Origin of the sequence: Comamonas testosteroni TK102, from assembly GCF_000739375.1 — a bacterium.
GTDB lineage: Bacteria > Pseudomonadota > Gammaproteobacteria > Burkholderiales > Burkholderiaceae_C > Comamonas > Comamonas brasiliensis.
The window spans coordinates 3,899,157-3,911,522 of the sequence record NZ_CP006704.1 but is presented as its reverse complement, the minus strand read 5'-3'; the positions used below and the strand labels follow the sequence as shown (position 1 = coordinate 3,911,522).

General features: G+C 56.3%; 11 protein-coding genes and 1 tRNA gene. 6 read left to right on the top strand and 6 right to left on the bottom strand.

Going from position 1 to position 12,366, the window contains the following annotated elements; translation table 11 throughout:
- Positions 1 to 676: 676 nt before the first annotated feature.
- From O987_RS17740 to O987_RS17730, 3 genes are all read left to right on the top strand, one after another.
- Positions 677 to 919, top strand: a complete 243-nt coding sequence (locus O987_RS17740; protein ID WP_043373825.1) for a hypothetical protein — start codon at positions 677 to 679, stop codon at positions 917 to 919.
- A gap of 355 nt (positions 920 to 1,274) precedes the next feature.
- On the top strand, positions 1,275 to 1,853 hold the full coding sequence (locus O987_RS29535) for a potassium channel family protein (protein WP_235214177.1): 579 nt from the start codon (positions 1,275 to 1,277) through the stop codon (positions 1,851 to 1,853).
- A gap of 830 nt (positions 1,854 to 2,683) precedes the next feature.
- Positions 2,684 to 4,453 carry a methyl-accepting chemotaxis protein gene (locus O987_RS17730; RefSeq protein ID WP_144244938.1) on the top strand — a complete coding sequence of 590 codons (1,770 nt, stop codon included), beginning with the start codon at positions 2,684 to 2,686 and terminating at the stop codon, positions 4,451 to 4,453.
- A gap of 152 nt (positions 4,454 to 4,605) precedes the next feature.
- On the opposite strand, the gene O987_RS28865 is transcribed toward O987_RS17730, so the two are convergent.
- The 3 genes from O987_RS28865 to O987_RS17720 all read right to left on the bottom strand — a co-directional run bounded on the left by O987_RS28865 (position 4,606) and on the right by O987_RS17720 (position 6,528).
- The gene (locus tag O987_RS28865) at positions 4,606 to 4,977 is read right to left on the bottom strand and encodes a hypothetical protein (RefSeq protein WP_144244937.1); all 372 of its coding nucleotides are present in this window, start codon (positions 4,975 to 4,977) and stop codon (positions 4,606 to 4,608) included.
- Between the two features lie 370 nt (positions 4,978 to 5,347).
- A complete protein-coding gene (locus O987_RS17725; protein ID WP_043373818.1) occupies positions 5,348 to 5,644 on the bottom strand; it encodes a hypothetical protein in 297 nt (98 codons plus the stop codon).
- Positions 5,641 to 6,528 carry an SPFH domain-containing protein gene (locus O987_RS17720; RefSeq protein WP_003053633.1) on the bottom strand — a complete coding sequence of 296 codons (888 nt, stop codon included), beginning with the start codon at positions 6,526 to 6,528 and terminating at the stop codon, positions 5,641 to 5,643. The genes O987_RS17725 and O987_RS17720 overlap by 4 nt, the downstream gene beginning before the upstream one ends.
- An 868-nt stretch (positions 6,529 to 7,396) precedes the next feature.
- On the opposite strand from O987_RS17720, the gene O987_RS17715 reads away from it, so the two are divergent.
- Together O987_RS17715 and O987_RS17710 are read left to right on the top strand one after the other, a co-directional pair.
- The gene (locus O987_RS17715; RefSeq protein ID WP_003053637.1) at positions 7,397 to 7,579 is read left to right on the top strand and encodes a CsbD family protein; all 183 of its coding nucleotides are present in this window, start codon (positions 7,397 to 7,399) and stop codon (positions 7,577 to 7,579) included.
- Between the two features lie 184 nt (positions 7,580 to 7,763).
- A tRNA-Met gene (locus O987_RS17710) sits at positions 7,764 to 7,840 on the top strand.
- 796 nt (positions 7,841 to 8,636) lie between these two features.
- Here O987_RS17710 and O987_RS17705 read toward each other — a convergent pair.
- Complete coding sequence (locus O987_RS17705) at positions 8,637 to 9,605, bottom strand: Bug family tripartite tricarboxylate transporter substrate binding protein (RefSeq protein ID WP_043373815.1); 969 nt, start codon at positions 9,603 to 9,605, stop codon at positions 8,637 to 8,639.
- A gap of 97 nt (positions 9,606 to 9,702) precedes the next feature.
- On the opposite strand from O987_RS17705, the gene O987_RS17700 reads away from it, so the two are divergent.
- Positions 9,703 to 10,602 (top strand): LysR family transcriptional regulator, encoded by a 900-nt coding sequence (locus O987_RS17700; RefSeq protein WP_043373812.1) that lies wholly within the window; start codon positions 9,703 to 9,705, stop codon positions 10,600 to 10,602.
- 268 nt (positions 10,603 to 10,870) lie between these two features.
- Here O987_RS17700 and O987_RS17695 read toward each other — a convergent pair whose 3' ends face one another.
- Both O987_RS17695 and O987_RS17690 read right to left on the bottom strand, forming a co-directional pair.
- On the bottom strand, positions 10,871 to 11,317 hold the full coding sequence (locus O987_RS17695) for an SRPBCC family protein (protein ID WP_043373811.1): 447 nt from the start codon (positions 11,315 to 11,317) through the stop codon (positions 10,871 to 10,873).
- A 184-nt stretch (positions 11,318 to 11,501) separates the two neighbouring features.
- A complete protein-coding gene (locus O987_RS17690) occupies positions 11,502 to 12,305 on the bottom strand; it encodes a PhzF family phenazine biosynthesis protein (protein WP_043376621.1) in 804 nt (267 codons plus the stop codon).
- Positions 12,306 to 12,366: the final 61 nt, after the last annotated feature.

The window sequence follows — 12,366 nt, the reverse complement described above, 5'->3', positions numbered from 1 at the left end:
CCGCCTAAGCGGGGCTACTGCAGCGCAGCATGAATGATCGGGAGGGGATGCAGCTGCGCAAATTCCTGCCGAAAAGGGGGACGTGCGATGACTCACTTTTCAAGGCGTTGGGGACTCGGACAGAGTGGCTGTCTTCGGGTGAACTTGAAAGAGCATCTAGCGAGTCAGCCTTGCTGTTCGGTGCACGCGAGGCCTGTCTTCGCCGCATTGGTCACGCTGGAGCAATTGCGCGCGTGACGCCAGGCGTCAACGGCGCCTTGATAGAGCAGACAGGAAATCTACACTCGCCGCAAGGCCATGGACATCAAAAAGTGAGCGCGTAGCGTATGACCAGAAAAGACTTCAGGTACTTTTCATAGTGAAATGCATATAAACAATACGTGAGAAGCTCACTTTTTAATGAGAGTAGCCAGGCACAAAGCCTCAGACTGCAACTGACTCTTGCATGGCATGGCTCGCTTCACCGCCAGATGACAAGCATGTGTCTAAACACTCTCGATCAAGGTGGGAGGAACCATGAAGATGGGTCAGCACCAATATCGCCGAACAGTTCAACGCGCTGATTTCGAGGAGATGCATGGCTGTGTTGACTTAAGTCAGCAAGCATTCAACAGGGGCGACGACTTCCCGCTGAAAATATTACGCTGGTTTACTCACCATCTTTAGGAAGCGTCTTGTGTCAAAAATCACGGTGGAAAAATACGTGGCCGGAACCTTGGAAAACAGCTTTGGAGTCCCTTTATTCGCGGTGAATATTCTGGCTCAGCTTCTACCCGCTTCCGCCAGCAAAGAGCTTGCAGGTCGGGGCATAGACCTCCAGGGCATTCTCCATGCCAAACAACAGGGCACGTCATATCGCTCTTCGGTTGCGGTGACGGAGGAGGGCGTAGAAAAAACGGTGGTCATTACAGTTGCATAGGGCTCAAGCGCTTGCACCGGCTGCTTGCCATGAACCCTCCAGGCTTTAGTCTTGGACATTGCTTGTAATCTCTGGAGAGCTTCCATGTCTCACACGGCCTAATGCAAAGTGGCCGAGATCGGGCCGACGAAATGGATGCTTCCACTGGCTGCCTGGGTCAAGGGGGGAACAGATATTGGAATTGCAACAGCAAGCATTGGCAGACAGATTTTCATGACTGCTCTACTTTCTGGGATCGTTTGAGGAAAACGCTCTTCACATTTGGAGTGATCAAATAATCACATACTCAAATCGGTGTCCGATTGTGTGCTGACTGTGGTTGCATCCGGCGCGATATGCGAGTGCGCGATTGCTCATGGAATCGGTCATCCAGCGGCACAAGGCACGAGAGGCAGTGGCGTGGGTAAAGTACGCCTCAGTCGCCGCCTCGGCCAATCCTGCTTTTTCATGTGCATCTTGGCGTCTGTTCCGCAAGACTGGTATCCCTGGCCGCAACTCGGCAAGACTGAAGGAATCCGCAGTGCGTAACGCATTGCCATCTCCGAGCGGTCATGGCGCATTCCACACAGGACACGCCATGGGGCTGCCTCGTGAGTTTGGACATTTGCAGGCCATCCTCCTGTGTGAATCGGGCGTGAAAGATATACCAGCTTGGGTGTGCCAGGCCCAATCCGTCACTAGAGATGTGGAAGCAACGGGCGATCCGGCGCTGTGGAAACGGGCCCTGGCTGGCCGGCATTCGCATGCGCCGATGATCGAGCACGCGCTGTGGTGGGCTTCCATGACGGTCACCTCCGTGGGCTCCAGCATCGTTCCCGAGACAACTCTGGGCAAAGTCTGTACTGCGCTGCTGGCGACCTGTGGAATGACGATCTTTCCCATATTCACGGTCTACATCACCTCCCTCGCGCAGCGTATGAATCAAAGCCGATAGAGCATTTGCCCTGTCTGTGAGGAGCAAGGCTCGGGGGCAGTTCCAGGCCAGCGCAGGCATGGCCAGACCGTACGTGTGCCAGGCAAGGAGTAGCCCCGTGCTCCGGTGCTGCACTCCAGGCATCTCGCACGACGCATCTATCTCATTGATGGAATGAAGGCGCTGTCCATGCACGCCGGTTACCTTGAGCCAGAGCCGTAGGAATTCCTCATTCCTTGACGCCGGGCCGGCTGTGGCTTCGCCAATCGGCGCGTCTTGCTTTCTGGCCGCTCTGGATGGTGGACACCCGGGGCGTCTAGAGTCTCGAGCGGGTTCTTGCCTCTATGGGCTACTGAGATGATGAACCCCGCACAGGGGCGGGCTCCGAGGTACTGCCTGGTGGCTTGCAGCTGCTTATCGAGAAAGCGAACTTGATTCTGGCCGGGCTGTGTAGCTGCTCCGAATTCCATGTGTGGTGACATGGTGCTTGCTTGCGTATCCAGTCACATGACTCTGCCTAAGGGTCAGCCAGGATCGGCAGCGAGGCGAGGGCTGGGCCTGCCTCGGTCTGTAGGAGCACTGCGCCTTCTTCATCTGACTCCCCTTTTTGAGGGGCTCAACAGGCCCTTGCGCCCAAAGACCGGCTGCCGTCTTGGCATAAGCCGATGCGTTGCAAGCCGCATCCTGCGCTTGACATTGTCTGAAATGGGAAAGAGCCCACCGTCACCATGGACGGTTGATGTATCACCTATGAGACAAGATGTACTATCTCTATTTGGTTACAAAAGATACATAAAGACACGTTATTTTAAATAACGTAGATTGTTTTCTATTGTTAATAAAGGATGGCTATGGGCTTTTTGAAAGATATGAAACTGAGCAGCATGCTTGCCTTTGGATTTGCAACTGTGATCTTGATTGGCTTCCTGGTCGCTGCTTATGCTCGGCTGGAGTTGGTACAGGTCGGCGAGGAAGTCCAGGTGCTTTCGCAGGAGCGTGTGGCCAATATGCTGCTGTTGCAGGAGTTGCGAGACGATATCGGCCTTATCGAGCGCCAAGTGCGCAACTTGGCCCTGCTGACAGACCCAGCTCAGGTTGCCGAAGAACACGCACGCTACACCAGTGTGCGCAAGCATGCCGCGGGAGTGATTGAGCGACTGCGTACCAACCTGAAATCGGCTGAGTTGCGTGTCCACATGCAAAAAGTGGAGCAATTGCGTCCCGCCTATATTGCGGCCCTGGACAAGTCGGCACAGATGGGCCTGGACAATGATCAGGAGGGCGCACGCGACCTGATCCTGGGCGAGCAGCGTCAGCTGCAGCGCCAGTATCTCGAAGCCCTGGATGAAATGATCGCCTACCAGCGGCGAATGACCTCCGCAACAGCCGAGTCCTCAGCCAAGGATGTGATGGCTGCCAGCGCCGCATTGCTGATTCTGTCCCTGCTTTCAGCTGTGTTGGGTGTGACGGTGGCCTGGGCTATCACGCGCCGTGTCAGGGGGCAGCTTGGCGGCGAGCCGGCGTATGCCGTGCAGATCGCGCAACAGGTGGCTCAGGGCAATTTGGCTGTGAATGTGGAGCGCCGCATGGGCGACGAAACCAGTGTGCTGGCTGCCATGGACCAGATGCGCGGCCGTTTGGCTCAGATCGTGGGCGAGGTACGGGCCAGCAGCGAATCCATTGCAACAGGTGCAAACCAGATTGCGACAGGCAACACAGACCTGAGCCAGCGAACCGAAGAGCAAGCGTCCAACCTTGAGGAGACTGCGGCGTCGATGGAAGAGATGAATTCCACGGTGCGCCAGAATGCCGACACCGTGCGCACGGCCGCTCAGCTCGCAAATGCCGCCAGCTCGACGGCAGGCCGTGGTGGTGAGGTGGTGCGTCAGGTCGTGCGCACCATGGAAGACATCACTGCCAGTTCGCGCCGCATTAGCGACATCATCGGTGTCATCGACTCCATTGCCTTTCAGACCAATATTCTGGCCCTCAATGCTGCAGTGGAAGCGGCCCGGGCCGGTGAGCAGGGGCGTGGTTTTGCCGTGGTCGCCAGTGAGGTTCGCACCCTGGCCCATCGCTCGGCGCAGGCTGCCAGGGAAATCAAGGACCTGATCGGTGAAAGCGTGTCCAAAGTTGACGCCGGCGCCCATCAGGTGGATCAGGCTGGCGCAACCATGCAGGAAGTCGTCGAGCAGGCTCGGCGCGTCGCCGAACTCCTGGACGAGGTGGGCGCGGCCACGCAAGAGCAGGTACAGGGCATCTCCCAGGTCAATGTTGCAGTGAACCAGTTGGACCAGGTCACGCAGCAGAATGCTGCCTTGGTAGAGGAATCCTCTGCCGCTGCCGACAGTCTCAGCAGCCAGGCAGCGCGTCTGGTCGAGCTGGTCAGGGTCTTTCGTTTGGGTGGGGCAGTCGTTGACACTGCTGCTCCCGTTCGCCCAAGCGCGTCCGTGACGGTGACGCAGCGACAGGCGAAGGCACCTGCTGCGTCAGCTCGTACATCTGCCATGCCACGCGCTGTCACCAAGGCCACGATGCTGGCGCCTGCCGCGGCACCTGCCCGGGCGCCCAAGGAGCCCGTAGCGTTGAGCGGTTCATTGGACGACTGGGAGAGGTTCTGAATCACGGGCTGACTGGGCTGGATGAAGGCCGTGGAGCGGCCAAGGAGTGCTGCCAGGATGTCAGGTTGGAATGCGTCAAGTGATATCCGATCTGCAACAGCGTGCAGCAAGGCGCCTTGGTCCTGGTTTTCAGTTCTGGTTCAGGGCTTGGCTCAAAGGAGAAGCCCGCCGACGGCTCCAGGGTGATCCAACCATGCGCTATGGCTTGGCCTGAGTGACCAGCAGAGCCGGCAAAGATGGACAGGCCTTCTCGGCACCGTGCCGATCCAGTCGGCGCGGCCCGGTTTGGCCGCGTCCTTGAACTCCCGTTTCTCCTTCTTGCCTTTGCGCGATGTGTCATGAATCGCTTCGTGGCACATATCCATCAATAGCAAGCAACCATCTCTATGACCCAGGCTGTGCTGCAAGGGCCATGAATTGTTGGTGGTTGCGAGTGGCGTGCGTGGAATTTCATTTGGACAAAGAAAAAGCCCGCGAGCGGCTGCTGCGGACTTGGATAGAGCGCCGACGACCTTGCGGGTCATGCCTGGGGAATTTGGTTGAGGGAGGGAAGGCCCAGGCTCGGCAAAACTGTTGGATTGCGTCGAATTCTGCTTGAGGCCTCTGGGGCAAACAAGACGAGTTCGGCTTACCTAAAAGTGGTGATGCGCTGTCTGGCGTGGCCGCTGTCGCTCACGACGCGCGCTCTCAATCGGCCGTCGCCTTGGCGTACTCCTGAGCGGCCCCACCTGCTCCAGTCGTCTCGCAGGATGGCCCCACTCCGCTTTGCGGAGGCGCGCCATAGTTGCCGGATGCTGGCCAATTGCCCACGTTCTCGTCTTCGAGGTGAGTGCCATCTTTGGTTGATAAAAAAAGCGCCTCATTTGAGGCGCTTTTGCTGAGCGAGTGACTGGGTCAGTGCTGCTGCTTGAAATCCAAGCCTTTCTGTACAGCATCCCTCATGCGCTGGTCCCGCTCGTCGCCAGAAACAGGCTTGCTGAGGCGGTCCTCAATTTTTGCTTCGGACTCAGGGAATGCAGGAAGCTCTGAGCGAGTGGTAGCGCCTTTGGGCAGGTATGAGGGCTGTGCCTGGAAATACACAAACAGGATCGCTACTGTTGCCGGCAGGATCCAAACCTTCTTTAGCCTCCAACTCAAGCCAAGACCTGCTGCCACGATCATGAAAGGCAGAAGGTTGAAGAGCAGCGTCATTTGCCAATACTCACCATGGGAACCGCATCACCCAACGTTGTGGTGGGTAATTGACCATTCCACTTTTCGATCCAGGCACGATCATTTTCCAGCTTGCGCAACTGAAGAACCCGACTGTCTACGGATTGAGCCAGCACTGTTTGAGACATGGCTTCCGTTTCCGCCTTTTCCTTGTCAATCGCTCGCTGCAGACGGGCTTCCTGCAATTCGCGCTCTAACTGCGCTTTGGAGATCGCCAATTGAGCTTCTTCTTTTTGGATCGCTTCGCGGCGCTCTGCAGCGGACTCCTGCGCATCCGTGATGATTTTGGGGTACTTCAGATTGGTGATGCCCACAAAGCGAACAGAGAAGGGGGTCAACGATTCGATGGCCTTGCCAAGTTGTGCCCGCAAGTCAGAGTTGATCTTTTCATTGCTCGAAGCGATTTCACTGATAGAGAGCTTGCTCAGGTATTCGCGTACCTCGGCTTGAATGATTTGACTGGCATAGGTGCGATACACCTGCTCGTTTGCAATAGTGGAGATATCTCCCGTCACCTCTGTCGGTGCGACAGCATTGAACAGCTCCGCCGTTTTCTTTGGATTAATGCTTAAGGTCGCGCGGATGGTCACTTCCAGATTCAGCTTATCTTCAGGTATGAAGATGTTCATGCTCTCCTGATAGGCCTTGTCTGATACATCCAGCAAGACCAGGCGGTCACAGTATGCCCAGCACTGGCCTAAGCGAAATTTGGACGTGGGGATCAAGCTTTCCTGATAGCCATCTTTGGTCATGATCTTGCCAACATGTGCAGGTGGAACCTCCACTTTTTGACCGCATGCTCCTAACACAAAGGCGGCAGTCACCGCTGACAAACTGATTCTGTGCTTCTTCAATAAATTCAAATCGAGCCGCCTCCTTCGGAGCTATCAAGCCGAGATTGAAACAAACTGCAGCTCTGTATGCAAGGCGCCCAGGATATTACGAATGGTCCGTCTGGCCGGGCGGGCAGGGTATAAGCATGCCGCAGGCTGCCCAAACGCTCACGTTTCAGAATCTGCAGACACAATAAAGCTAGCTAAAGGGTGGCTATAAAAAGCCCGCTCAGGGCGGGCATGGGTTAATCGATGAGGCCGAGGTCGCGCAGCGCTTCTGTTTCCTGAATGTACTCAGCATCTTCAATCGGCAGCACGCCGTCAGGCCCATAAACATTGCGCTGGGGTGCACCCATGCCCGTTCAATGTGTTCGACCTTGTAGCCGTGCCGCTCCCATATTTCGGTGATGTTGATGCGTGTCATTGGCTCGCTCTACTCAAACCAATGCTCTGCGCGCCAGGCGCTGGTTTGAGCGCTGATCTCGTCCAGGAGCTGGCGCTGCTTTCGCGGTTATATCGGTCATATGCGCGTGGCTCACTCCTCAAATCATCGGTCAGCTTTGAGCCCCTACCGTCTTTCCCGTGGCTCCCACGCTTGCCTGCGGATGGTTGCGCTCGGTCCTGGTCATCCAGCCTGTTCATCTCGCCATTTCGTGCGTGATCTTTTTCGCAACGTGTGGCTGCCTGGTCGCGATGCTCTCGCTGGCATCGATTCAGCAGTGCTCTGGCCCGCGTGTACCGCGGAACTTTGGTTTGGAATTACCGTTGTGAGCAATTGATAACGTGTAAGGGTATCTACCACAAAGATGCCCAAACTAGTCCCACGGCAGTCAACCTTCATAGCGTTTACCTTTGAACCAAGGCCGCAGTTCGTGGCCTTGTTCATAAGGAGAACATCATGAATACTGATCAAGTCAAGGGCACGTTGAAGGACGCAGCAGGTAAGGTTCAGCAGAAGTTTGGTGAACTCGTTGACAGCCCTGAACAGGAAGCCAAGGGCATCGCGAAACAGGTTCAAGGCACTGCCCAGAAGAAAGCCGGTGACTTGAAGGAAGCGATTCACGACGCGGCCAAAAAGTAAGCTTCTCAGGTTGCAATGAACACAGCCCGCTTGGTACGCCAGCGGGCTGTGTTCATTTTCTGGTCATGGTGTAGGCCACTGAATGAAGATTCATGCTGTGAATTTATACATATGTGCTAGAATGCCTTGGTCGGGGAAAGAAGCTGGCGCCTAGGAATGGTGGTCGGCCCCCGACGCGGAATATCGCGAGGTGGAGCAGTCTGGTAGCTCGTCGGGCTCATAACCCGAAGGTCGTTGGTTCAAATCCGGCCCTCGCAACCACTTAAAGCCCTGATCGGAAACGGTCGGGGCTTTTTGCCATCTGGCTGTCATATCTCGAGCGCAAGGTGCGTGTCGCTGGGTTCAGGCTGAAGCACTGAAAGATGGCTTGATCCCTGGCGCTAATTCCCAAGCCTCGGTCACCGTGCCGAGGCTTTTTTGGTTGGCCTGGTGCGCTTGCAGGTGTGGCTGTCGCGACGGCCGCTTTACTTGCCGCCGACGCGTCAAGCAACCTGCAGAATAGGCGTGACTGTTCTACAGCAAGTGAGGTCGGCGAAAGAGGCTCAAGAAGGTCTTCTCGGTTGGATTGCTCTCTCTGGGACTGATGTCGGTACTCGGTTGATCGGGGGCGTCGTGGCTCCCGAGCGACATTCACGGCTAGCGGTGGTTCATGTCCAAGAGCGCGTGATGCCTGAGTCATCATCGAAGAGCGAGGCGCACCGCCGTCGCTTCGGTGGCATTGGGTGAACCGGTGCTGGCGCTGGGAGTGAGACCAGTGGGTTTGGCATAAAGGCCACTGCTTGGCGAGTACAGTGCCTCCCATGCTGCAGAGCATCGTTGAAAACAGACCGCCGGCACCGAGCCCGACCCATTGTTTGGGTTCCTGGTCGTTGGATATGGCGCGGAGAGCTGGGCAACTGGTTCTGGATCAAGGGCCAGTGGCACTAGCATCGAAGCTATCCAGTCCTGCAAGCCGCCTTGCGACGGAACTGAGCGGCAGCCTCTGAGTTCAGTGGCCGACTCCGCAGACCCCTTGTTTGCGATGGGCCTTGGCAATCTCAGTCGGCTGGCAGCTCAGTCAATCTGCCGTGATTTTTCGTTCACGGATGATGCGGCTCCACTTTTCATTCTCTGTCGAAATGAATTTGGCTAGTTCTTCACGCGAGGTAGGGGCCGCAGTTTGACCGTGCTTGAGCAGGTTCGCCCGAACCTCAGGCGCATTCAGCACCCTTACGAGTTCAATGTTCCATCTGTCCAGCAATGGTTTGGGTGTTTTTCCAGGCGCAACGAACGCATACCAATTGGTGGCATTGAAGCCGGGATAGGACTCTGCAACGGTGGGTACATTGGGCAGGTAGGCTGGGCGTGTCAGACCGGTGGTCGCGAGCGGAATGAGCTTGCCGGACTCGATATGCGGCAGTGCCGTAGGCGGCGCAGCATAGAAAGAGCCCACGCGCCCTCCCAGCACGTCCTGCAAAGCCGGTGCTCCGCCCTTGTAGGGAATGTGAACCGTATCGATCTTGGCAATGTCGTTCAGCAATTCTCCCGCCAGGTGAGCTGCAGAGCCGGGGCCCGTGGAGGCAAAGTCCAACTTGCCCGGTTCGCGTTTGGCCGCAGCGACAAACTCTCCCAAGGTTTTGATGCCTTTGCTTGCAGGCACGACAAGAACATTGGGAAAGGTCACGCCCATGGTGATGGGGGCGAGATCTTTGAGAGGGTCGTAGCTCACTTTCATGAAGTGAGGTGAGATGCTCAAGGGGCCGATGGAGCCAAACAACAAGACGGAGCCATCTGTGGCCCCATGAGCTACCTGGGCATGTGCCAGGTTGCCACCTGCGCCAGGTTTGTTATCTACGACCACGCTTTGGCCGATGTTTTCGCCGAGTTTCTTGGCAATGATGCGTGCCGCGATGTCCGCTGAGCCACCGGCGGCAAAGCCGACCACCATGGTGACGGGCCGTTTGGGTGGGAATTCCTGGGCGTAGGCGCCGGCAGGCGGCAGACAGGCTGCCAATGCGGCAGCCAGGACGAGAGGGCGTCTTTGCATGTTGTCTCCTGGTCGAGTCGTAATCAACTCTGTGCAAGCGGCCATCGTAAATTTCAGGGACTATTCTGTAAATTGCAAGATATGGGTAGACTATTGCATGGAGCGCATTAAATTCGACATCTCCGAGCTGCAGGCCTTTGTAGCCACTGCTGAGAATTCAAGCTTTCGCATCGCTGCAGAGCGTCTTTGCCTATCAGCGCCGGCGTTGAGTCGAAGAATTGAGCGCCTGGAAGATGCTTTGGGAACCAAGCTGCTTGAGCGCACAACCAGACACGTTCAGCTGACCGCAATTGGCCAGGAGTTCCTCACTGAAGCGCGTGCTGCGTTAGAGGGCCTTGAGACTGCAGTGCAGCGGGTTAACGATCAGACCCTGCCTCGTCGGGGATCGGTGACGGTGGCTTGCATCCCATCGGTTGCAAACCATCTCCTGCCTAATGCACTGCGTGCCTTTGCTGCCGAGTACCCGGAAGTTCAAGTCCATGTCATTGATGAGAATGCAAGCCATGTCCTGGATGCCGTAGTACGCGGTCGAGCAGATTTCGGCGTGAGCTTTACTGGAAGCCAGGAGCCCGGAATCCAATTCGAGACCTGGACGCGTGAGCGATACGTGTTGGCGATGCTGCACAGTCATGCATGGGCATGTCGCTCAGAGATTGCATGGACCGAACTCGCCGGAGAGCGCCTCGTATCGGTATCGCATCAGAGCAGTAACCGCCTGCTTTTGGACCAAGTCATGGCGGGCTTGCCGGATCAGCCAATGGCCTGGTACGAATGCAACCATGTCACCGGCGCACTCGCTCTTGTAGAGGCCGGGTTGGGCATGGCAGCCATTCCGCAGCTTGCGCTGCCAGAGAGTCATCCGAAGATCCGTGGTGTGCCGCTGACCGAGCCTCAGCTGTGGCGCACTTTGGGCTTGATAAAGAAGCGAGGGCGTGTGCTTAGTCCTGCCGCTGAATCTCTGAAGACTCGCTTGCTCGCTGCCCATGTGGATCTCTGAATCCCCACGCTGTTGATTTCCACTCAGAAGAGATGCGTCAGGTGCAAACACACTGGCCTGCAATTTGCCAGAAACTCTCAATTGCGAATCTGGCTGAACTGAGTCATTCAGGAGCCAGGACCTGAATGGCGGTAATCACTGACACCAGCCGTTGAACGCCGTGGCCGCTTTTGATTGCAGCGACGGACTGGTTCGACCCTGAGCAATCATTGAGGTCGGACTCCGAATACAAGTGAAGTGGGGGATACTGGAGTACGTCAAATGGGGGCTACTCTATAGCTTGAGCCCACTTCGTGAAAGCATCCAAACGACGCTGCATATCTCTGCGGTAGAACACAGCGATCAATGGTTCAATGATCCATCCTGGAAGCGCAGGACGGGCCTTAAAGTTGTAGATGAAGCAAACTTCTGTCTTTCCGTCCTGCAGTGGTTTAAAGCGCCACGTCCCACCGAAATTGCTAAGGATCCATGGCCCCTTGGTCATTAGGACCGCTGCGTGCGTAGGGGGAGAAAACGATATGTACTTCGACTCAATCACTGAGCCACTTCGATTCTTGCAATGAGACTTGATGCCAACCGCCGCAGTTTGATGGCCCCCAATGAGGTATGCCTCGCAAAGATATCTATCCCATTCGAGTCTGCGTGCGTAGTCCTGAGAAAGCCAGAAAAGCACAGCAGTTGGCTTTGCGATGATGGAGGAGACGGAGATGCGCATATTTTGAGGGACAGTTAAATTCAGACGAAAGCTGTCGCTGGCGATGCCTCCCAATACTTGAGTGGACTTGAGTTTGGAATTCAGTCCCAGCGGCGGCTTCTGACCGCGAGCAGAAGTTGGAGATCAACTGCTTCAACCTATGTCCACAGGCGAGTTGCCAAGCCGCCACTCCAAACTGGCGCACCTAGATTGTGATAGTGCCTGTCAAATAACGAGCACAGTGACCGGCCACTTTGACGTTTGAATCGGTCACCTCGCAAAACAGGGTGCCTGTGCGCTGTGATGCCTGGTGCGCAATCAGGACCTTCTTATGGAGTTTCTCGGACCAGTATGGAGCAAGTGCTGCGTGTATGGAGCCGGTCACCGGATCTTCATCCCCGCCGTTTGCAGGCCAGAAATAGCGGCTGACAAAATCGTAGGGAGCACCAACGTCCGCAGGTGCCGTAACCACCACGTCCAATGGGCCCAAAGATTCGAGCAGTTCTAGGTTGGGTTTGACCGACCGCACGCCAGCTTCGGACGTATAGACAGCCATATAAGCCTGTTGATTCACCCAGACATGGTCGGGTGAGGGGCTTAGACCCTCAAGAAGGGCCGCTGGAACCTCGCCCAAGGGGCGTGCATCTCGGCGTGGGAAGGTCATGACGATACGCCCAGTGTGCTCTCTTGCTGCTGTGACATCGCCGACTGCCGCGGCCCAGAACGTTATGTTGCGCAGTTGTCGGTCGGCCTCAAAGAGAACAAATGCACTGGCCAGCGTTGCGTGGCCACAAAATGCGATTTCCTTGAGCGGAGAGAACCACCGGATCTCAAAGGCATTTCGCGCAGGGCTCCAAACCAGGAAGGAGGTTTCGGAGAGGTTGTTTTCCGTTGCGATGGCCTGGAGTGTGGGCTCCGCGAGCCAATCTTCCAGCAAGACAACCGCAGCTTGGTTGCCTTTGAACTGGACGGATGTGAATGCGTCAACGATGTGGATGGGAAGTTGCATGGTGAACAGGCCGAGGGGGAATTTTGGGACTTTGGCTGGTGCATGAACCTGCAGCTGCGCT